Below are 23,734 nucleotides of genomic sequence, written 5' to 3' on the forward strand. Positions count from 1 at the left end.
CTACCGTTTGTGCAGTTTTTTATAACGCGATGGCGATGTGCCCGTAATCAGTTTAAATAAACGGGAGAAATAATACTGATCGGAAAAACCCAGCTCGGCACAGATTTCTTTAATGCTCATATCACTAAAATACAGGTATTGACAGGATTCCTGTATTTTAAGCTGGTTGAAATAATTAATGGGGGAGCTGCCAGTTTTCTGTTTAAACGACCTTAGGTAATGTGAAGCCGATAGATTTTGCTGAACGGCTAAATCTTCAACGGTAAACTTTTCCTTCAGGTTTTTCTTCATATAAAGAATAGATTTACTGATCGAGTTGGTGTTATATATATCAGGGTTTACCTCTTTATAATAAATAAACGACGACATAAAATTCAGCAGTTTGATGTTGACGATTTCCATATCTTTTTCATCTACACTTTGCTCCAGTAAGGTGTAAATTAAGTTAAACTGTTTAATCCGGGTTTCAACAAATGGTATTTCTTGTATCTGGGTTAAGTTGCCTTCGGCAAAGCGGTTATAAATGCTCTCGGCAATATCTCCACTAAAATGGGCCCAAAGAATACTCCAGGGGCTGGTTTCGTGACTCTGGTAGCGGTGGCTGATATTTTTTGGAATGATATAATAAGAATTTGGACTCAAAAGTAATTTTTTGCCAAGAATATTAATATAACCGAAGCCCTCTGTACAATAGAGGAAGATATAATCCTTACTGCCCGATTTCCGTTCGATATCATGGTTGGCCGCTTTTGGGTAGTGGCCAATAGCCGTTAAATAAAAAGTTTTAACAATAGGATTAAGTACAATCTTTTTCCTGATGTTTGGCGGGATTACAATTCGTTTCTGGCCAATAAAGCCTTCTTTGATTTTTTTTCTAGGCTCAATGATTTTTTGCTCCATTAAAATTTTAAGAAAAATGGGATGTCTGCTATTTGGTTAATTATGGCAATAAAAATATCTGAGACAGATTTATGCTATAGGCATAACAATATAAGTATTTATGGATTAAAATAGATGTGTTTTTGTATAAAAATTGATATTTTTTTTATTCCTGTAAAAATTTCTGGAAATGATCGTATTGTCCATCTTTTTTTTGGGTTTATCCATTTTAAAAGGAAGCTTTCTACCCTAAGTTTACTAAACCAAATATAACTCATATGATTTTCATCCCTCAAAGAAAACAACTGCAAATCTTTTTATCCGTTTCATATCCTTTAGCTAAACTATAGTTCTTTATACCCGAAATAATATCTAAAAATCCCTAACCAAATAATTTATGAGGTCATTTTTTACTAATTCAGACATTAGGTGGCTCTGCCGAAAACATGTTTTTCTAAATATGTGTAAATGCATCCCGTTTTTGTTCTTTGTTTTTATTGGTCTGCAGGTAAATGCGCAAACCAAAACAACTGTTACCGGAACGGTTAGAGATACCACCGGTGTAGCTTTACCGGGCGTAACCGTAACCGTTGAGAACACTAAAACAGGCACGCAGACCGATAACAACGGTAAATTTGTAATCGATGTAGCTAAAGGTGGCGCGCTCCGCGTAGCCTTGGTTGGTTACGCTGCAAAACGCATCGTGGTAACCGAAAGTACGGTATACAATGTAGTGTTAAAAGAGTCGGTGGTTATGATGGCCGATGAGGTGGTAATTACCGCTATGGGCCAAAAGCAACGGAAAGAAGCTGTTGTAGGTTCGGTAACCACCATTAAGCCTGCTGATTTAAAAATTCCTGCCAGTAACCTCACCGCGGCACTTGCCGGACAGGCGGCTGGTATTATTGCCTATCAGCGTAGTGGGCAACCCGGGCAGGATAATGCCTCTTTCTTTATCCGTGGGGTAACTACCTTTGGGTATAAACAAGATCCATTGATTCTGATTGATAATGTGGAGTTAACGCCGAATGATCTTGCGCGTTTGCAGACGGATGATATTGCCAGTTTTTCGATCTTAAAAGATGCAAGTGCTACTGCGCTTTATGGCGCACGTGGTGCCAATGGCGTAATTTTGGTTAGTACAAAAGAAGGTAGGGAAGGGAAGGCCAAAATTAATTTCCGCTCAGAGTATTCCTTATCACAGTCTACCCAAACCCTTAATCTGGTAGATCCGATCCAGTACATGGAGCTTTTTAACGAAGCTTCTTTAACGCGTAATCCATCTTTGCCCTTGCCCTTTAACCAAACGAAAATAGACAATACCCGTGCTACAATAAATGGTGCCCCTGGAAGCAATCAATATGTATATCCTGCAGTAAACTGGATCGATATGTTATTTAAAGATAGGGCCAGCACGCAACGTAATAATTTAAGTATCAGTGGTGGTGGTGGTGTAGCCAAGTATTACATTTCGGGCTCCTATAATATTGATAATGGGATCTTAAAAACAGATATCCGCAACAATAACGAAAACAATGTTAATTTTAAAAACTACCAGTTGCGTTCTAATATCAATATCAACCTGAGCAAAACAACCGAACTGATTGTGAGGCTTTCGGGTACCTTTAGTGATTATAATGGCCCGATTACTTTAGATGGTTCATTTGCTTCTGATTTATATGCCATTGCCTCTCATGCAAGTCCGGTATTGTTCCCTGCCTATTACCCTGCAGATGAAGCGAATGCCGGTGCAAACCACATTTTGTTCGGTAACGTAGGCGGGCCCGATGGGACCAAAAATAACAGTATCCTTTATCCCAACGGAAACCCTTATGCGCAGCTTTTAAAAGGGCATAAAAGCTCCTCCGAATCGCGTATGTCGGCACAGTTGGAACTTAACCAGGATTTTAAATTCATCACCGAAGGACTTAAGCTTAGAACAGTATTCAATACCAACAGGTATTCTTATTTCGATTCGCAATTGGCATATTCTCCATATTTTTACAGTGCCGATAGTTATGATAAAGTAGCCAATACGTACACTTTAAGCTGGCTTAACCCTAAAAATAATGTGGGCAGCAATGTTCCAACAGAATATTTGGTATACAACAGGAGCGAGCCTAACGCCAACTCTTTTTTCTACTTTCAGGGTGCTTTAGATTATAACCGTAAATTTGGAAACCATACTGTAAGCTCAACCATTATTGGTACCGCACAACAGACTTTGTATTCGAGTGCGAAAGACCCAAGAACCAATACCACAACATTGCCATATTCGTTGCCCTTCCGCAACATGGGGGTGGCAGGTAGGGCAACCTATTCATTTAAAGACCGCTACTTTGTAGAATTTAACTTCGGCCTTAACGGATCAGAACGTTTTTCAGCAGAGCATAGATATGGTTTTTTTCCGACTATTGGTGGGGCATGGGTGCCAACCAACGAGGCATTCTGGCCAAAGAACGATATTGTTAATCGTTTAAAAATACGTTTTAGTCATGGTTTGGTTGGTAACGATGCCATCGGCTCGCAACGCTTTTTCTACCTTTCGGATGTAAACCTGAACGGTGGTAATTTTGCGCAGTTCGGTATCAACAATGGGAACCAGCTTAACGGGGTATCCATCAGGAGTTATGCAAACTCTAATATCACCTGGGAAACCTCAAGACAGACCAACTTAGCAGGAGAAATTACCCTGTTAAAAAACTTCAACATTATTGCTGAGTTTTATAAAAACCACCGCTACGATATTTTACGTAAACGTAATATCCCGGCTACCGAAGGTTTCGAAACCGATGTGTTAACCAATCTGGGTGAAGTAGATTCAAAAGGAATCGACTTATCGCTCGATTACAAAAAAACCTTCGATAACGGTCTTTGGACTTCAGTTCGTGGAAACTATACGTTTTCAACCAACAAATATTCTTACATAGAAGAGCCTAATTATCCTGAAACCTGGAGACATTTTATCGGCCAGCCGATCAGCAGGGGTTATGGCTACATTGCCGAACGTTTGTTTGTAGATGATGCAGAAGTAAAAAACTCTCCCACCCAGCAATTTAATACCAGTGATGCTTATGGTAATGTGATTACCGGCGCTGTACCAAGGGGAGGTGATATTAAATACCGCGATTTAAATAACGATGGCAGGATAGATGATCTCGATATGGCATTTATGGGTTATCCAAGCACGCCAGAAATTGTATATGGTTTTGGTTTCTCAACAGGCTATAAAGGATTCGATCTTTCTGCATTTTTTCAAGGTCAGGCCAGGGTATCGTTTTTTATCGATCCAGCAAAAACAAGTCCTTTTCTTGAACGCAACGTCGCTTATGTAGAAGGTAGGGCTCAGGTATTACAAACTTTTGCAGATAGCCACTGGTCAGAAGAAAACCAGGATTTATTTGCCACTTATCCACGTTTGGGCACCAGTTCGGCCGTTGTAGCCAACAACCTGCAACCCAGTTCATGGTGGTTAAGGGATGGAAGTTTTATCAGGTTAAAATCGGTAGAAATCGGTTATACCCTTCCAAAAAACATCCTAAAAAGCATAAGACTTTCGAATTGCCGCTTTTACCTGAATGGCCTTAACCTGGTTACCTGGAGTAAATTTAAAATGTGGGATCCTGAACTGGGGGGCAATGGGTTCGCTTATCCGATCCAGAAAGTATTCAATTTCGGCGTAAACGTGAATTTATAATGAAAACAGAAAAAATAAAAGATATGAAATTCTATTATAAACTGATCTGTCTGCTTGTGCTTTGTATCGCGGGCACATCATGTAAAAAGTACCTCGATGTTGTTCCCAATAATGTGGGTACACTCGATTATGCTTTTTCGAACAGGAATGAAGCTGAAAATTATCTTTTCGGTTGTTACAATACCTTTCAGAACTTAAACCGCGAAGTGGTAAACAATGTGGGTTTTGTTACTTCTTCCGAAATTATATATCCTAATCTCGATGATAACCCTTTCAACAAAATTACGGGTCCGGGTTTTAAACTGATCAGGGGAGGGGTACAAAATGTATCAAGCCCGGTAATCGATCATTGGACCGGTAATAATGGTGGCCAAAACATTTATGTAGCCCTGAGAAGATGCAACATTATGCTCGAAAACATCGACAAGCCTTTTGATCTGAAAGACGATGAAAAGAAAAGATGGATTGCCGAAATTAAATTTTTAAAGGCTTATTATCATTATTACCTGATCAGGTTATATGGCCCGATTGTATTGATCAAAGAAAACCGCCCGATTGATGGGTCGATCGAAGACACAAAAGCCAAACGTTCCTCCGTTGATGAATCATTTGCTTATGTAGATCAGTTGCTCAACGAGGCTATTCCTGACCTGCCTTCGGCTGTGGTAAATCCGCTTTTAGAGTATGGCCGTACCACCAAATCGATGGGCCTGGCCTTAAAAGCAGAGGCGCTAACCACAGCTGCAAGTCCCCTGTTTAACGGTAATCCCGATTTTGCAAGTTTTAAAGATAAAGATGGAAAAAACTTGTTTTCTACTGCTGTTGATCCACAGAAATGGAGCCTGGCTGCAAAAGCCTGCAAAGCAGCTATCGATGAATTTGTAGCGCAGGGTGGTGCCTTGTACAACCTGGTACCAACCAATAAAGTAGAAAATGTTTCCGATCAATTGAAACGTGTACTCACCATTCAAATGGTAATTGCCGAAAAACGCGACCAAAATCCGGAGCTGATCTGGGGGGCGCAATATGGATTTGATTATCAAGGTTATGTGTTTCCGAAACTCACTTCTGATGCCGTTGCTTTTGGTAACGAGCAACCTTCTAACTGGTCGGTTCCGCTTTCTACCACCGAGCTGTTTTATACCAAAAACGGTGTGCCTATCAATGAGGATAATACCAGTGCATTCGATTATGCCAACCGCAATACTTCGCAGTTTGGCGATGATGCGAACAAATCGTACATCAAACTGGGTTATGAAACCGCAAAGGCAAACTTTAACCGCGAGCCGAGGTTTTATGCCGATTTAGGTTTCGATGGAGGCATTTGGTTTGGAAATGATAAACGGAACGAAAGTGATGCATTTTATGTGCAGGCAAGAGGTCCATTTGCCATCGGCGGACCGAAAAGCCAGTTTGCAACCAACATTACCGGATATTGGCCTAAAAAACTGGTGCCATACCTGTCGATCATGAACAATGGTATTCAGTTCGAAACCTTTTATCTACCAGTAGTGCGTCTTGGGGGCCTGTACTTACTTTATGCAGAGGCATTAAACGAAGAAGGCACGGCATCTAAAGCCGATATCCTATCCTGGGTAGATAAAGTACGCAGCAGGGCAGGTTTAGAGGGTGTTGCCACCTCCTGGCAAAGCTATTCGAAAAATCCAACGAAGCCAGATACCAAAGAAGGCCGGCGTGAGATTATCCACCAGGAAAGAAGGATTGAACTGTGTTTTGAAGGTCAGAGTGGTTGGGATTTACGCCGTTGGAAAGAGTTGCAAGGCGTGTTGAGCAGACCATTGCAAGGATGGAATGTAAACGAAGGCAGTGCGGTAAATTATTATCGCCCAAGGACTGTTGCGGTACCGTTTTTTGGTTTAAAGGATTATTTCTGGCCGATCAAAAATTCGGAAGTGGTGATCAACGAAAATCTAGTACAGAACCCGTTCTGGTAGATGAAATCAATTTTTGCAGATGAATATTCAATTATAGATTATGAAAAAGATTAATTACAGAAAAAGCCTTGTGTTTTTGATGTTGGCAATGGCCTTGGTCACCGTGTTTTTTGCTTCTTGTAAAACAGCAGAAGACAGTTTCGAAGCCGTTTCTGACGACATGACAAAACCAGGCCCGGTGAGCAATGCCAAAGTGGAGAACATTGATGGTGCCGCCAGGATTACCTATACTTTACCCAATTCGAAAAACCTGTTATATGTTTTAGCACGTTATTCGATAAACGATAACCGCGTAAGGGAGACCAAATCGAGTTATTACACCGATACGGTTATGGTAGATGGTTTTGCGAGAGAAAAGGATTACGACGTTACCTTGTTTGCGGTAAGCCGTGCCAATGTGCTGTCTGACCCGATAGTGGTGAAAGTACACCCTAAAACCCCAAATTACATTGCGGTGAATACGGGTTTTAATATTACAGCTGATTTTGGGGGTGCAAGTTTCTTCGGACTGAACAAAAACAGGGCCTCACTTTCCGTACATCTTTTGGTGTACAACGATAAAACAAAATCCTTTGATGAGCAGGAGCCCGAATATGTAAGTTCGGACACCATCGATGTATCGATCAGGAACCTTAATCCGGTACCCTACAAAGTGGGGGTGTACACTAAAGACCGTTTTGGCAATACTTCAGATACGGTGATCAAAACCGTTACGCCTTTATTTGAATCCTTGCTGGATAAGAAGAAAATGGCTACTTACCGTTTACCAAGTGATGCACCTATTTATCCGGGCTGGGATTTTAAATATTTCTTTGATGGCAGCCTTGGAGAGCCAGGGTGGCATACCTTAAGCGCTCCACGTACCTTTGGTACCATGAGTTTGGGAGTATCGGCAAAAATAAGCCGTTTTGTAATCTGGCAACGGCCATCTGATTATTATGGTTATCAGAATACCCGCAAGTTTACTTTCTGGGGTTCAACGGTAAACAACCCTGCCGATTCGCCACTGCCAACCAATTCGGCAGAAGGTACTGTAGCAGGCGACTGGGTTAACCTGGGCAACTTTGTTTTTCCAAATCCACCTTCGGGTTTGGCACCTAACCAGGCCAATGCTGCCGATAAGGAGTTTGTATCTAAAGGGGTAAACTTTAAGATGCCGCGCACGGCACAGCCAGTTAAATACCTAAGGTACGAGGTTACGCAAACCTGGGGCGGTTTGGATTATGTGCATGCCCTGGAAATCAATCTGTACGGAAGTGTTCAGTAACAGTATAAATAAGAAATAGATCATGAAAACTATATATAATATTACTTTCATCTGCTTCATGTCCATTGTTTTCTTTGGCTGTAAAAAGTATGCTGATGATTATAAGGCCTTTCTGGATAATAAGGAGATCAAATATTCGGGTAAAATTGGTACGGCAGGTTATAACACTGGTAACCTGCGTGCACAATTGGTCTGGAACCCAAGTCCCGATCCAAGCATCACCAAATACATCATTACCTGGAACAACGGTGCCAATACACTGGAAGTACCCGCTACTACGCACAATCCAAGCGATTTAGTAAAGGTGATCATCCCCAACCTGGATGAATATGTGTATACTTTTTCAGTAGTTTCGTACGATAGCGATGGCAATAAATCCATAGCAACCGAAATCAATAATGTTAGGGTATATGGGGCCGCTTATAGTGCAACCTTATTAAACAGGGGTATAAATGCTACTGAACCTTATGTGTTCCAGGCGGATGGTACCCTGAATTTAAACTTTAATAAAAGAGATACCATGAATGTGGCCACCACGATCCGCTACACCAATATTCTTGGCGTGATAGAAGAACGGCAGTTACTGGCGAATGATAATACCATTACCATACCGAACTATAAACTTGGTACAAGCATTCAATATCGGTCTTCTTATTATCCCGAAGCCGGATCGATCGATGCCTTTAACGTCCCGCAGTTTTCTAATTTTCCGACCATTATTAAAGTTACCGAGTGTGATAAATCTCTTTTTAAACAGCTAACGCTGCCAACCGATATCCCATCAGAATATGGCTGGATATTGCCGCATGTTTGGGATAATATTAAAGGGCAGGACCAGGGTTTCCACACGGGTGGATCGGGTATGCCGCAATGGTTTACCTTCGATATCGGCGAACAGGTGCAGTTGGATAACTTTAAGCTTTGGCAACGCGAAAGTGCTTTATACAGCGTAGGCAACATTAAGGTTTTTGAAGTTTGGGCCAGTAACAATCCTAATCCAAACGGAAGTTGGGACAGCTGGACAAAACTCCAGACTTTTACTTCTTTTAAACCATCTGGATTGCCTAAAGGTCAAAATACCGATCAGGATAGAGCATTTGCACAGGCTGGTGAGAAATTTGTTTTCCCTACCTCGATCCCTACATACAGGTATATCCGCTTTAAAGTACTCGAAACCTGGGGTGGCGAAGGTTATATGCACTTTAGCGAATTCTCTTTTTATAAACGTAACTAATACATTCTGCTACGCCATCTTCATGGTGGCGTAGCTTAAATATCCGATCCTACTATATCAAATGAAAAGATTGATCTTTACCGTCCTTATTGCACTTTTTGGCTTGTCAACAAGTTTTGCCCAAAACAAACCTTTCAAACTCTGGTACGATAAACCTGCCAGCCGTTGGGAAGAAACATTGCCCCTGGGCAATGGCCGTTTGGGCATGATGCCTGATGGGGGAATAAACAACGAGCAGGTTGTGCTGAACGATATTACGCTTTGGTCGGGCGCACCGCAGGATGCCAATAATTACGAAGCCTATAAAAACCTGCCCGAGATCAGAAAGCTGATCCTGGAAGGTAAAAACGATGAAGCCCAAAACCTGGTCAATCAAAACTTTGTATGTACCGGAAAAGGATCTGGGGGTGCCAACTGGGGCTGTTTTCAAATGTTGGGTAACCTGAATATCCAATACCAGTATGAGGGAAAGGAAAAAACACCAGCAGTTTATAAAAGAGAACTTTTGCTCAACAATGCGATTGCTACAACTGATTATACGTTGAACAATGTGCATTTCAAAAGAGAGTATTTTACCAGTTTCAGTGGCGATGTGGCCATCATCAGGATTACTGCCGATCAACCAGGGCAGATTAATTGTAAATTATCGCTGAGCCGGCCTGAACGTGGGGAGAGCGAAGTTAAAGCAAACCGGATCGAACTTTCAGGTCAGTTGGATAATGGTATTGACGGGAAAGGCATGCAATACCTCACTTTATTAGAGCCTGTAATTTCAGGTGGTAAAATCAGTAAAGAAGGCAACTCGCTTGAGGTAACAAAAGCCAGTGTACTTACCATTTACCTATCTACCAAAACAAGTTATAAAGATGATCAGTTTAAGCAAAATGCAACACTTTTATTGGATAAAGCCATTAAAGAAAACTATGCAGTAGAAAAATTAAAACACCAGCAGACTTTTCAAAAGTTATTCAACAGATTGGATATTGACCTTGGCACTGGCGAAAACAGTCAGTTGAGCACTGATAGGCGTTTAGCGCTATATTATAAAAACCCTGAATCTGATTTACAATTACCTGCTTTGTTTTTTCAATATGGCAGGTACCTGAGCATTTCGAGTACACGGGTTGGGCTTTTGCCCCCAAACTTACAGGGACTTTGGGCCAACCAGGTCCACACACCATGGAATGGCGATTATCATTTGGATGTGAACGTTCAAATGAACCATTGGCCATTGGAAGTGGTCAACCTCTCAGAGCTTAACCTGCCATTGGCCGATCTGGTAGGCAATATGGTACCTAACGGACAAAAAACGGCTAAGGCTTATTACAACGCCGATGGCTGGATTGCCCATGTGATTACCAATATCTGGGGTTTTACCGAACCTGGGGAGAGCGCCTCCTGGGGTGTTGCCAATGCAGGCTCGGGCTGGCTTTGCAACAACCTTTGGGATCATTATGCGTTTAGCAAAGATGTAAATTATCTCAAAAAGATATACCCGATTATTAAAGGCTCGGCACAGTTTTACAGCAGTGTATTGGTTACCGATCCTAAAACAGGCTGGATGATGACTGCTCCTTCGGTTTCTCCGGAAAATAGCTTTTACATGCCCAACGGAAAAACAGCCAATGTAACCATAGGCCCAACCATCGATAATCAGATTGTAAGGGAGCTTTTTACCAATGTAATTGAAGCCGCTAAAAAGTTGGGTAAGGATGTAGATCTGCAAAAATCACTTCAACAGAAACTGAGTCTGCTGCCACCAGCGGGCAGGATTTCTAAAGACGGCAGGATTATGGAATGGATTGAAGACTATAAAGAAACAGATCCTCAGCACCGACATATTTCGCATTTGTATGGCGTTTATCCTGCTTCATTGATTACTGTTGATGGTACACCAGATTTGGCTGAAGCATCAAAAAAGACTTTGAATGTACGCGGAGACGACGGACCAAGCTGGTCTATCGCTTACAAACTTTTGTTCTGGGCGCGGTTAAGAGATGGGAACAGGGCCTTTAAACTTTTTAGGGAGCTGTTAAAACCTACCCAACGTACCGATATCAATTATGGTGCAGGTGGCGGTGTGTATGATAATCTGCTTTCTGCAGGTCCGCCTTTCCAGATCGACGGAAACTTTGGTGCTACTGCCGGTATTGCCGAAATGCTGATCCAGAGCCATGAAGGGTATATCAGTTTATTGCCTGCGATACCCGATGCATGGAAAAAATACGGAAGTGTAAAGGGTTTAAAAGCCAGGGGAAATTATACCGTGAACCTGAGCTGGAAAAACGGTCTGATTACCAGTTATCAGGTTTTTTCGCCCACAGGAAGTTCGGTAAAAGTTAAAATAAACGGCAAACTGATCAATATACTTTCTTCAAAAAGAACAGGTTAAATAAAACGATTTGTCCCTTATATCTACCAAAACATATAATGAACATTACCAATACAACAGAAAATAGTTTAGGCAATCCGGTAGATGAAGTGAAGCTCATTAAAATGACCAATAAGCAGGGTGCATCTATTTCGCTGACCAATTATGGTGCAACACTGGTATCGGTAATGATGCCCGATAAAAATGGTTTACTTGCCGATGTGGTACTGGGTTTTGCCCGGCCTGAAGATTATGTTGATGATCAGAATTACCTGGGGGCAACCATTGGCCGCTTTGCAAACCGCATTGCAAATGGCAGATTTATGCTCGATGGCAAAACCTTTCATTTGCACACCAACGATGGACTGCACAGCAACCACAGCGGAGCTTTTGGTTTTAGCAACAAGGTATTTAATTACCATACAGAAGACAATAAAGTGTTTTTTACGCTGTACAGCCACGAAGGTGAAGGCGGTTTTCCAGGCGATATGCATTGTTCGGTAACGTACGAGCTGAGTGATAACAATGAAGTATTGATCAACTATCAGGCACGGTCGAACCAAAAAACGATTGTAGGTTTTACCAACCATGCTTACTTTAATTTAAGCGGTAAACATGCCGATATCTTTGATCACAGCTTAAACATTCCATCAACGGAAATGCTCGAAATGGATCAGGATTATCTCCCTACCGGAAAGATTATCCCCACACAGAAAAACGCCTTTAATGGGCAACAGATAGCCGAGGTGATTGCTGGAAATAACAACAAAGGACTAAATAACTATTACCTGTTAGAAAAGAAAACACCAGAAGAGCTGGTGCTGGCTGCAGAACTACTACATGCAGCATCAGGCAGGAGGTTAAAGGTTTTTACCGATAGCCCGGGTGTGCTGCTTTATACCGGCGATTTTTTAGCTACGGTAGGCATTGGCCACCACGGCAAAGCTTATAGCGCATTTAATGGCTTATGTTTGGAGTGCCAACATTATCCAGATGCCCCAAACCAATTTATTGCCCCAACTGTAGCTATCGAAAAAGGCGCAGTTTACCAACAGAAAATTATTTACCAGTTCGATACGATATTACGATGAGACGTTTATTGCCTATTTTTTGGATGCTGTTTTTGGTTGCTCAAATCGCTTTTGCACAGAAAAATTATACCCTAACCTCGCCCGATGGAAACATTGGTGTAAACATAACCACTGGAAAAACTTTGGGTTATTCGGTTACGTTAAAACAAAAAGAAATCATCAGTTTTTCTCCCATTGGGATGGAATTCGATAACGCGAATCTTGGTAGCGGCGATGTGCCTGATAAAACATCGGGCCAGAAAACAGCACGGTACAATGCCTTAACCTTAAGTTTTGGTAAAAGATATGATGTGGTTTTCAGGTTATACAATGAAGGGTTTGCGTACCGTTTTATTACCCATTTAAAAGATTCGGTAAAAGTAATCAACGAAACGGCCACCTTCAATGTTAACCCGGCTGCTGCAGCGATTCTTCAGGAAACTGATAACTACACCACCTGGGAAGGGGTTTATGTTAAATCGGATGCTGTTGAAGCTATTCCGGTAGGGAAAAGGGCTACCACACCTGCACTTTTTGCCTATCAAGAAGGTACAAAGGTAATTGTGGCCGAATCAGATCTTTTCGATTATCCAGGCATGTATGTTAAAAAAGAAAAAGCCGGATTTGTTGGCGAATGGGCACAATTGCCATCGCTTGCTGTTCCCGGAAGCTGGGGCAACTTTGTTTCGGTAGTGAAGCAGCGTTTTCCTTTTATTGCCAAAACCACTGGCGAGCGGAGTTATCCATGGCGTTTGGCCATCATCGCTACAGATGATAAACAACTGCTCACCAATCACCTTGTTACCGAACTGGCTACATCTTCCAAAATTAAAGATAGCAACTGGATCAAACCCGGAAAGGCCGCGTGGGAGTGGTGGCATGATGCCCTCTTGCCTGGGGCGCCAATCCCATCCGGAATGGATCACCGCAACACCGTACTTTACAATTATTACGTCGATTTTGCCGCGAAATACAAACTCGAATATTTAATGGTCGATGCGGGCTGGTCTGACAATTATGATCTCACCAAAATCAACCCTAGAAACGATATCAGGGCAGTGATCGCCAACGCGAAATCGAAAAATGTTGGCGTGTTTTTATGGTGTGTGGCTTCAACCTTGCTTAAAGATTTAGATAATAACCTCGATTTTATACAATCGATAGGCGCAGCGGGACTGAAAGTAGATTTTATCGACCGCGATGATCAGGAGGCCATTAAATGGTTCGAACTGATTGCGAAAGCTGCGGCCAAAAGGAAACTGATGATCAATTTTCATGGCTGTAGCAAACCTACCGGTTTGGAAAAAACCTACCCCAACATTGTAAACTACGAAGCCGTGAGGGGAGCCGAATCCGATAAATGGGATTATAGCATCAATCCGGATTTGCATGTTTTAACACCTTTTATCCGTATGCTGGCCGGTCCGTTCGATTATACACCCGGCGCGATGCGCAACAAAACTAAAGAAACTTTTAAGCCCACCGATCCGGGCTTGCCATCGGGTCAGGGTACACGGTGCCACGAACTGGCCATGTATGTAATCTATCACCAACCGTTGGCCATGTTATCCGATTCGCCTAGTGCCTATATGAAAGAAGACACCATTATGCGCTATTTATCGGTAGTGCCAACGGTATACGATGAAGAGAAAGCACTCTCTGCAAAACTGGGCGAAGAAGTGGTGATGGCCAAAAGAAAAGGCAAGAACTGGTTTGTGGGTGGGATGAGCAACTGGGAGGAACGCAAAGTGAGTGTAGATTTTTCTTTTCTCCAGCCGGGACAGCAATACCAGGCAGAAATATATACGGATGGGGCAAATGCCAATACCGATGCAACAGCCTATACCTACAAATCCATTACCGTAAACCAAAAGACCGTTCTGCCGATTAATATGGCAAAGGGTGGTGGTTTTGCCATCGTTATCCACCCATAATTACAGATCGTTTATTCATTGAACCTTTATTATATGAAACTATCAGTCACTTTATTTTCGGGCCTCATGTTGTGTTTGCTCGAGGTAAAAGCGCAAACGCTTATCCCCATCGAAACCAAACAGAATGCCATGGTTTTACAGGTCGACCCCAAAGCCAATCTTAAAATGCTGTATTATGGGCCAAAGCTTGCCACGCAAAGCGATTATGCCGATATCACCAACGTTTATAAGCAGGGGAGTGAATATACCGGGGTTAACAATGCCGCTTACAGCACTTCGGGAACGCGAAATTTATTCGAGCCTGCCATTACCGTTACCCATGCCGATGGGAACAATTCGCTCGATCTGCATTATGTGAGTCATAATGTGAAAAAAGAATCTGATGATGTTAGCATTACCAGTATTGTATTAAAAGATCCTGCATATCAGCTCGAAACTACCCTTTATTACAAAGTATATTACAACGAGAATGTGGTAGAGCAATGGAGTGAGATCAAAAATAACGAGAAAGGCAATGTAACCTTACAGAAGTTTGCTTCTGCCAATCTGTATTTAAGGGGCGGCTCGTTTTACCTTACCCAATACCATGGCGATTGGGCAAAAGAAATGCAGCCCGAAGAAACAAAAATTACACATGGTATAAAAACACTCGATTCGAAATTGGGTACCCGTGCCAACCTCTTCCAGCCATCTGTTTTTATGGTTTCGATGGATAAACCCGCAACTGAAAACGAAGGTACGGTGCTTTATGGCGCATTGGCTTATAGCGGTAACTTTAAGACTGATCTTGAGCTGGATAACCTGGATAATTTGAGGATCATTTCCGGTATCAACAATTATGCATCGGCGTACACCTTAAAACCAAACGAAGTTTTTACCACACCGGCCTTCCTTACCACTTTATCTACCACGGGTAAAGGTACTGCAAGTAGGAACCTGCAATCGTGGGCCCGTAATTACCGTTTGTTGGATGGTAAAGGCACACGCCTTACGCTGTTGAACAACTGGGAAGCCACCTATTTCGATTTCGACGAAAACAAACTGTTCGGATTGATCAAAGACACCAAAAAGTTGGGTGTAGATATGTTTTTATTGGATGATGGCTGGTTTGCGAACAAGTACCCACGCAACGGCGATGTTGCCGGTTTGGGCGATTGGGCCGAAAACAAAAAGAAACTGCCAAACGGTATTGCATCTTTGGTTAAAGAAGCCAAAAACAATGAGGTAAAATTCGGCATCTGGATTGAACCCGAGATGGTGAACCCTAAAAGTGAGCTTTATGAAAAACATCCTGATTGGGTGGTGAAAGAAGCCAAAAGGGAGGAGTTTTATTTCCGTAACCAATTGGTGCTCGATCTCACCAATCCAAAGGTACAAGACTTTGTTTTTGGTGTGGTGGATGATCTTTTTACTAAAAATCCTGAACTGGCTTACATCAAATGGGATTGTAATGCGGTAATTTACAATGCACATTCGGCCACCCTTAAAAACCAGTCGCACTTTTATATTGAGTATGTGCGTGGTTTGTATAAAGTGCTCGAACGCATCAGAAAGAAATACCCCACCGTACCCATGATGTTGTGCTCTGGCGGTGGTGGCAGGGTAGATTATGCTGCTTTGCAATACTTCACCGAGTTTTGGCCAAGCGATAATACCGATCCTTTGGAAAGAATTTTTATGCAGTGGGAATATTCTTATTTCTATCCGGCCATTTCGAGCTCGAACCATGTTACCGATTGGGGAAAGCAGCCCATTAAATTCCGTACCGATGTAGCCATGATGGGCAAAATGGGTTTCGATATTGTAGTTGGCCAGTTAATGCCCAACGATTTGAAGTTTTGTCAGGATGCCATTAAAACGTATAACGAGGTTAAACCCGTGATCTGGCAGGGCGATCAGTACAGGCTTTCGAACCCGCGCGAAAGCAGTGTGGCCTCGATGTTATACCTTACTGAAGATAAAAAAACAGGTATTGTATTTAACTATCTGGTAAACAGCCGTTATGGGGAGGGGAGTAAACTGCCGGTTAAATTTAATGGATTGGATGCTTCAAAAAAGTACAAGATCTCCGAGATCAACATATTTCCGGGTGCCAAATCATCGATCGATGCAACTAAAGTTTACAATGGCGATTTCCTGATGAAAATCGGTTTTAACCCAGATGTAAACCAATACAGAACGAGTGTGGTGTTAAAAATAGAGGCGTTGTAATTCGCCCGTTAAAATATTCTCAGCCCTGGTATGGTGGGTTATAATCATACATATGCCGTAGGATCTGGTTAGTTCTACGGCTTTTTATGTTTTAATGGCAACTGATACTTTTTTAAGAAGCGGGTGTCTTGTTGTAAAAAGCGGGTTTCTTGTTGTAAAAGGTGGGTGCCTTGTTGTAAAAAGCGGGTGTCTTGTTGTAAAAGGCGGGTGCCTTGTTGTAAAAGGCGGGTGCCTTGTTGTAAAAGGTGGGTGCCTTGTTGTAAAAAGCGGGTGCTTTGTTGTAAAAGGCGGGTGATTTGTTGTAAAAAGCGAGTGTCTTGTTGTAAAAAGTGGGTGCTTTGTTTTAAAAAACGGGGCTGTTCAATAAACTGTGAGGGTCTGTTCAATAAACTGTGCTATTCTATTGGTCGGTTCATCACCTACCAAGGATATGATATTATTTAAGTTCATTTGGTGAGACACAAAACTACAGATAAAAGTAGATTAAAACTTATACATGTTGTTTGCACGCAAGTTTTCAATGGCCAATTCGGCGTCGGCTATCAAAGTTTGAAACAGGCGCGTTTCTTCTTCGATGGGTATTAAAGGCTTATATCCATATTGATTAAAAAATAACTTGGTATGCGCTTGATAATCAGTTAGGAAATCAGTTAAAGAAGCTAAATCGGAATCAAATCCCTCGCTTTCAAAATTAAACTGACATGAACTTTTATAAGATATAAATACATCTTCACCTGCTTCAAATGAACTGGCTATTTCGTATTTGCCCGGGCCTGTATGGGTAACAACTGTCTGTTCATTGGTCGTGCCAACATGGAAAAGAATATCAAAATTGATATAAAGTGTGTTCAGTCCATTAACTTTATCTCCGGTAATATCAAAGCCAGATGAGTAGCTGCGACTTCTTTTACTTTCTTCCAGATATTCATCATTATAGATGTATTCGTTTATTGTTATGGGTTGTACATTAAATATTTTCATTGGAGTGTATTTTACTAGCTATTAAATGATTCAAAATCGTTATAATATACATTAACATCTAATATTTATTGGTAAAAAAGATAGGCCACCTTGATTCAGATGGCCTAAGGAAAGTATTGGTAAGCATTTCAAATTAATATACTTACTGTTTCATCTTCTTAAAGCTTAGTGCCAAAATGTGCTTGCGTTCAGGATGATCTTGGTGAAGTGATGCTTTAATATAATTTTTAACCCCGAATACGGTTTCCACTAAACCGATCTGTTCGGCATAAAAAATGGTGTGCCGTTTTTTACGGGCATCATCTAAAGGTGTTTTTGCAATCGCCACTGCTGTAATGCTGTTTTCCATGGCCAGCAATAAGGCCTGTAAAGATGCAATGCTGATATCGCTTTCCTTTGGAGTGTAAATTTTACTGGCACTTAATACCTCGATATACCGTTTAAGATTTTCGACTTTGCTGTCGTACGATAACCGCTTTGTGCTGGCGGTACTGGCAGGGGCATCGGTCGCCACAACTTTTCGTTTTGACTGTCCTCTTAAGCCATCGGCTATTGTTTTAGCGGTTTGCAGCTCGGCAGGATTGGCTATTGCGGCCTTTAAATAATTAAAGCTTTTGGTAATTAAATTATTTAAGGGTTTAAATATAAGCTCCTGGTCGTCAACAGCTTTGCTGTAAACCGGTAGTACCTGGCTTACGGCCCGCATGGCATCTTCGGCATTTTTGGATAGCTGTTCGAGCGCTTTTAGCTCAAACATGGCTTTTGGTGGTTGGTAATCATCTCCCAAGGTGTTTAACCTAATGATTAAATCTTTAAAATTGGCTGCATTTTTTGGATAGCCAGTCTCTGTGCTTGACATAAGCTTTGCTGATTAAGTAATACATGAAGTTAATTTTTGGGATGATTAGGCTTTTGATTTAAAGCCATATGTAATAATACGGAATTCTTTTTAGGAAATAAATTTTTTGTTCTATTTCATCTTGCTTATGCTGGTTAAATTCTGAGTATTTAAGTTTCGGTCGGTGAGACACCGACCGATAGGTAAATTTCTGTGCCCTTTGTGCATTTCTCCGTGTACTCGGTGGTAAAAAAAGCGGAATAGACGATAAAATAAAATTACAGCTTTGTGCCCTCTGCGCCCTAATCTCTGCGCGCTTTGCGGTTAACGCCTCAAACATCTTTGCAGATTATCAACCCGACAATCATGATCATATTGTCCATGCGTTTGCTTCAATTATCCATTAAATTGCTTTCACGGGCTATTTGATTGTTAGGATTGGATAAGTAGTTTTGGATATCAGATTTTATTGAAGATCTGCTAACCAAATACCAATCATAATGAACAATCAGACTGTTTCCTACAATAACACTTACATTTTAGGCATTTCCTTTATATCAGCGTTGGGCGGGTATCTCTTTGGCTTCGATTTCGCCGTAATCTCTGGTGCCTTGCCATTTTTACGTACCGAATTTGCGCTTAATGCCTATTGGGAAGGCTTCTTAACAGGCTCTTTAGCTTTAGGCTGCATTTTAGGCTGTGTAATGGCGGGCAATATTGCCGATAGCAAGGGGCGCAAGCCTGGACTGATGCTGGCAGCACTCATATTTGCAGTATCATCCATCGGTATGGCACTTTCCCATAACCTGACTATTTTTATCCTGATGCGTTTTGCAGCAGGCATAGGTGTGGGCATGGCCTCGATGTTGAGCCCCATGTATATTGCCGAAGTTTCGCCGCCCGAAAAACGTGGTCGAAATGTGGCCATCAATCAACTAACGGTAGTAATTGGTATTTTGGTGACCAATTTAATCAACTATAAACTGGCCGATTATGGCGTAAATGCCTGGCGTTGGATGTTCGGTTTGGGTACCATCCCTGCAGCACTTTTTTTTGTGGGGGTGTTATGGCTGCCCGAAAGTCCACGTTGGTTAATCAAGGCAGGCAAGATCGATCAGGCCAGGAAAGTGCTGAACAAAATCGGTAATTCTTATTTTGTAGAACAAACTTTTGCTAAAATAAGCAGTTCGATGCAGGGAGGCGAAGAGAAACAGACTTATAAAGCTGTTTTTGCAAAGGCGATCCGTCCGGCAGTAGTGGTGGGCATTACGTTGGCTGTTTTTCAACAGTTATGCGGCATCAATGTGGTTTTTAATTATACCTCTACCATATTCGAAGCGGTGGGTGCCAATTTAGACAGGCAGCTTTTCGAAACCGTTGCCATCGGCATCGTAAACCTGGTATTTACCATCCTGGCCATGTGGCAGGTAGATAAACTGGGGCGTAGGCCATTAATGCTTATCGGTTCATTGGGACTATCGATATTGTATATTATACTGGCCTTTCTGTTGCAGAGTAATGCACAGGCCAACCTGGTTTCGGTTTTTGTATTGCTGGCCATTGCCACTTATGCCACTTCTCTGGCGCCGGTTACCTGGGTGTTGATTTCAGAAATTTTCCCGAACAGCATCAGGGGCAAAGCTTCTTCGGTGGCCATTGTGGCCTTATGGAGTGCTTACTTCGTACTGGTATTTACCTTCCCGATTTTGGCCAAATGGCTGGGCGCTTTTGGTCCGTTTTACCTCTATGCGGTAATCTGTTTGGCGGGCTTCTTCTTTGTGAAAAGAAAGGTGAAAGAAACCAAGGGACAAACTTTGGAAGAACTGGAAACCACTTTAACCGGACATTGATTTAACCGATACCTATACCCAGATAATTAATTTCTTTTAGAAGAAAATCAATCAAAAATATAATTGTGCATTCAAAATGATGAAAGTTAAAGTTTGGACTGAAGCTGTTGTGATTCCAACCTATGAAGTTGGTTTGCCAGAAAAAAATCCGGTATTTATAGAGAAGAGAGTTTATCAGGGGAGTAGTGGAGCTGTTTATCCATACCCTGTGATTGAAAAAATTGCGGATGAAAAAGTAGATAAAATCTATCAGGCCGTTTATCTGGAAAATGATTTCGTAAAGATCATGATTTTGCCCGAACTGGGCGGAAGGGTACAGATGGCTTTCGATAAAACTAAAAACCGCCATTTTATCTATTACAACCAGGTAATTAAACCTGCATTGGTGGGTTTAACCGGTCCGTGGATTTCGGGTGGTATCGAATTTAACTGGCCTCAGCACCATCGCCCATCTACATTCGATGCGGTTGATTCGTTATTTGAAGAAAATGAAGATGGCAGTGCAACGGTTTGGTGCAGTGAGGTAGAGCGCATGTTCCGTACAAAAGGTACGATTGGTTTTACCTTGTATCCCGATAAAAATTACCTCGAAATAAAAGGGCAATTATACAATAGAACACCCTTTCCACAAACCTTTTTATGGTGGGCAAACCCTGCGGTAAAAGTTAACGACGATTACCAGTCGGTATTTCCACCTGATGTAAATGCGGTTTTCGATCACGGCAAACGTGATGTTTCTTCTTTTCCGATCGCAAAGGGAACCTATTATAAGGTAGATTATTCGCCAGGTACGGATATTTCCCGATATAAAAATATTCCGGTGCCCACCTCATATATGGCGGTTGCTTCCAAATACAATTTTGTAGGTGGATATGAGAATGATAGCAAAGGGGGTTTGTTGCATGTGGCCAATCACCATATCTCACCAGGGAAAAAACAATGGACCTGGGGCAATGGCGATTTTGGTCAGGCCTGGGACCGTAACCTTACCGACGAAGACGGACCGTATATCGAACTGATGTGTGGCGTGTATACCGATAACCAGCCCGATTTTTCGTGGATTATGCCGGGAGAGTATAAAGATTTTGTACAATATTATATGCCATACCGCGATTTGGGTGTGGTGAAAAACGCGACCAAAAACGCGATGGTGAATATTGAGCAGACCGATGGAAAATTAATTGTGAAGGTATATACTACGGGGCTTTATCCAAATACCAGTATCATGTTGAAGGATGGTGACCGCGAATTGTTAAACGATACTTACGATGCTGCGCCAACTTTATCTTATCAAAAGGAAATTGCTTTTGAGGGCAACCCCGAACAATTGCAGATCAGCATTAACGATGAAAAAGGTAATGTTTTAGTGGATTGGAAATGGGAGGGCGAAAATGAGACTGATATTCCTGAAGCGGCCAAACCGGCAAAGGCTCCGGCGGAGATTGAAAACAACGAACAGTTATTCTTAACGGGCTTACATCTTGAACAATACCGACATGCCATTTACAATCCTTTCGATTATTACAACGAAGCTTTAAGAAGAGATGATGGCGACATCAGGTGCAACAACGCTGTGGGGCTTTTAAACTTAAGGCGAGGCAAGTTTTCCGAATCGGAGGCCTATTTTAAAAAGGCAATTAAAACCCTTACCGCACGCAATCCAAATCCTTACGATGGCGAAGCTTATTTTAATCTGGGTTTATCCTTAAAGTTTCAGGATAAGTTTGAAGAGGCCTACGATGCTTTTTATAAAGCAATCTGGAATGCGGCCTGGCAAAATCAGGGGTATTTTAATATCGCACAGCTCGATGTGCTTAAGGGTGATCTGGGAGTTGCGTTGGAGCACATCACAAAATCAGTTTCCAAAAATACAAACGATCAAAAGGCCCTGCATTTACATGTAGCCATCTTACGTAAAATGGGCTTTGATAAGAAGGCTTTATCCACGGCTGAAACCTATCTGGCAAACGACCATTTTAATTTCGGTATCCTTTTTGAAAAATACCTGTTGTCTGAAAATGCTGAGGACTTAAAAGAAATCCATAAACTGATCAGGGCAAATATTCACAGTTATATCGAATATGCGCTCGATTATGCTGCTGCGGGTTTATACAAAGAGGCGATTTTGTTATTAAATGCAGGTATTGAAGTACAAAAGGATGTTTATCCGTTGGCCTATTATTACCTGGCCTGGTTTTATGGTAAAACCGGAAACGGAGAACTGGCTAAAACAAGCTATAGCAAAGCGGCAATTGCCAATCCGGAATATTGTTTCCCAAATCAGATCGAAGCTGTTTTAGCACTGAACGAGGCCATTAAACAAAATCCTGATGATGCCCGGGCACCTTATTATTTAGGTAATTTTTGGTATGCATTTAAACATTATAACGACGCAATTGCCTGTTGGGAAAAATCGATTGTTATCGACCCAAATTTCCCGACTGTTCAGCGCAACCTTGCTTTGGCGTATTACAACAAAACCAACAAACAGGAGCAAGCGGTAAGCTTATTGGAACAGGCATTTGCACTCGATAAAAGTGATGCCCGTATCTTAATGGAACTCGATCAGTTGTATAAGCGGGTAAATAAAGACCTTGGTTTCAGGTTTAATTTCCTGGAAGAAAACAAGAGTCTTGTTAGTCAACGCGATGATGTGTATCTCGAATATATCACCCTGTTAAACCTTAATGGCGAACATCAGCAAGCACTTGATTTATTAAAAAACCGAATTTTCCACCCATGGGAAGGCGGCGAAGGCAAGGTAGCCATTCAGTATGTAACTGCTTTGGTAGAACTGGCAAAACAGGCTATCGCTGATGGGGATTATGAAACAGCCATCCAATGCCTCAACGATGCGCAGCAGTATCCGCATAACCTTGCAGAAGGCAAATTAACCGGTGCACAGGAAAATGATATTTTTTACTGGTTGGCTGTTGCTTTCGAGAAGCTGAATGATACCACCCAGGCAAATGCTTATTGGGAAAAAGCAGCCACTGGTTTAAGCGAACCTGCTGCGGCAATTTTTTACAACGACCAACAGCCCGATAAGATTTTTTACCAGGGTTTGGCGCTGCTTCAACTCAATAGAAAACCGGAGGCCGATCTGCGTTTCGAAAAACTGGTGGATTATGCAAAAGCGCATATCAATGACCATGTGAGTATCGATTATTTTGCGGTGTCGCTACCCGATTTAACCATTTGGGAAGATGACCTTGATAAACGCAATAAAATACACTGTTTGTATATGCAGGGGCTGGGTTATTTAGGTTTAAAACAGATGGAACTGGCAGCTGATTCTTTTGAAGAAGTGCTGGCTATTGAAAAAGGCCACCTTGGGGTGGTGGTACATCAAAAATTGTTGACTAAACTTCCGATGTTTACGGAGACAGTGCGTTAGGGTTACTTCGGATTATTGCGCTGGGAAATAGACAGTCGTCATGCTGAATT

The 23,734-nt window shown here is 41.9% G+C and carries 14 protein-coding genes; 10 read left to right on the forward strand and 4 right to left on the reverse strand.

Features of this window, described 5'->3' with window-relative positions; translation table 11 throughout:
• Nucleotides 1–900 carry an AraC family transcriptional regulator gene (locus R2S57_RS15990; protein ID WP_316845963.1) on the reverse strand — a complete coding sequence of 300 codons (900 nt, stop codon included), beginning with the start codon at nucleotides 898–900 and terminating at the stop codon, nucleotides 1–3.
• A gap of 439 nt (nucleotides 901–1,339) precedes the next feature.
• Between R2S57_RS15990 and R2S57_RS15995 the strand changes: the two genes are divergently transcribed.
• The 8 genes from R2S57_RS15995 to R2S57_RS16030 all read left to right on the forward strand — a co-directional run bounded on the left by R2S57_RS15995 (nucleotide 1,340) and on the right by R2S57_RS16030 (nucleotide 16,618).
• On the forward strand, nucleotides 1,340–4,576 hold the full coding sequence (locus tag R2S57_RS15995) for a TonB-dependent receptor (protein WP_316845964.1): 3,237 nt from the start codon (nucleotides 1,340–1,342) through the stop codon (nucleotides 4,574–4,576).
• Nucleotides 4,576–6,531, forward strand: a complete 1,956-nt coding sequence (locus R2S57_RS16000; RefSeq protein ID WP_316845965.1) for a RagB/SusD family nutrient uptake outer membrane protein — start codon at nucleotides 4,576–4,578, stop codon at nucleotides 6,529–6,531. The genes R2S57_RS15995 and R2S57_RS16000 overlap by 1 nt, the downstream gene beginning before the upstream one ends.
• Before the next feature lie 40 nt (nucleotides 6,532–6,571).
• Entirely contained in the window at nucleotides 6,572–7,798 is a 1,227-nt protein-coding gene (locus tag R2S57_RS16005; RefSeq protein ID WP_316845966.1) for a DUF4959 domain-containing protein, read from the forward strand.
• Nucleotides 7,799–7,820: 22 nt separating this feature from the next.
• Complete coding sequence (locus R2S57_RS16010) at nucleotides 7,821–9,032, forward strand: DUF4998 domain-containing protein (RefSeq protein ID WP_316845967.1); 1,212 nt, start codon at nucleotides 7,821–7,823, stop codon at nucleotides 9,030–9,032.
• A 61-nt stretch (nucleotides 9,033–9,093) separates the two neighbouring features.
• Nucleotides 9,094–11,424 (forward strand): glycoside hydrolase family 95 protein, encoded by a 2,331-nt coding sequence (locus tag R2S57_RS16015; RefSeq protein ID WP_316845968.1) that lies wholly within the window; start codon nucleotides 9,094–9,096, stop codon nucleotides 11,422–11,424.
• A gap of 38 nt (nucleotides 11,425–11,462) precedes the next feature.
• A complete protein-coding gene (locus tag R2S57_RS16020) occupies nucleotides 11,463–12,494 on the forward strand; it encodes an aldose epimerase family protein (RefSeq protein ID WP_316845969.1) in 1,032 nt (343 codons plus the stop codon).
• On the forward strand, nucleotides 12,491–14,407 hold the full coding sequence (locus tag R2S57_RS16025; protein ID WP_316845970.1) for a glycoside hydrolase family 97 protein: 1,917 nt from the start codon (nucleotides 12,491–12,493) through the stop codon (nucleotides 14,405–14,407). Before R2S57_RS16020 ends, R2S57_RS16025 begins: the two co-directional genes overlap by 4 nt.
• 33 nt (nucleotides 14,408–14,440) lie before the next feature.
• Nucleotides 14,441–16,618 (forward strand): alpha-galactosidase, encoded by a 2,178-nt coding sequence (locus R2S57_RS16030; RefSeq protein ID WP_316845971.1) that lies wholly within the window; start codon nucleotides 14,441–14,443, stop codon nucleotides 16,616–16,618.
• Nucleotides 16,619–16,692: 74 nt separating this feature from the next.
• Here the strand turns inward: R2S57_RS16030 and R2S57_RS16035 are convergent, their stop codons facing one another.
• The 3 genes from R2S57_RS16035 to R2S57_RS16045 all read right to left on the reverse strand — a co-directional run bounded on the left by R2S57_RS16035 (nucleotide 16,693) and on the right by R2S57_RS16045 (nucleotide 18,458).
• Nucleotides 16,693–17,004 carry a hypothetical protein gene (locus R2S57_RS16035; RefSeq protein WP_316845972.1) on the reverse strand — a complete coding sequence of 104 codons (312 nt, stop codon included), beginning with the start codon at nucleotides 17,002–17,004 and terminating at the stop codon, nucleotides 16,693–16,695.
• Nucleotides 17,005–17,101: 97 nt separating this feature from the next.
• Nucleotides 17,102–17,599 (reverse strand): hypothetical protein, encoded by a 498-nt coding sequence (locus tag R2S57_RS16040; protein ID WP_316845973.1) that lies wholly within the window; start codon nucleotides 17,597–17,599, stop codon nucleotides 17,102–17,104.
• Between the two features lie 142 nt (nucleotides 17,600–17,741).
• A complete protein-coding gene (locus R2S57_RS16045; RefSeq protein WP_316845974.1) occupies nucleotides 17,742–18,458 on the reverse strand; it encodes a hypothetical protein in 717 nt (238 codons plus the stop codon).
• 473 nt (nucleotides 18,459–18,931) lie between these two features.
• Between R2S57_RS16045 and R2S57_RS16050 the strand changes: the two genes are divergently transcribed.
• Together R2S57_RS16050 and R2S57_RS16055 are read left to right on the forward strand one after the other, a co-directional pair.
• Complete coding sequence (locus R2S57_RS16050) at nucleotides 18,932–20,287, forward strand: sugar porter family MFS transporter (protein ID WP_316846009.1); 1,356 nt, start codon at nucleotides 18,932–18,934, stop codon at nucleotides 20,285–20,287.
• Between the two features lie 76 nt (nucleotides 20,288–20,363).
• Complete coding sequence (locus R2S57_RS16055) at nucleotides 20,364–23,684, forward strand: DUF5107 domain-containing protein (protein WP_316845975.1); 3,321 nt, start codon at nucleotides 20,364–20,366, stop codon at nucleotides 23,682–23,684.
• Nucleotides 23,685–23,734 lie beyond the last annotated feature (50 nt).

This window comes from Pedobacter psychrodurus, assembly GCF_032678585.1.
Lineage (GTDB): Bacteria > Bacteroidota > Bacteroidia > Sphingobacteriales > Sphingobacteriaceae > Pedobacter > Pedobacter psychrodurus_A.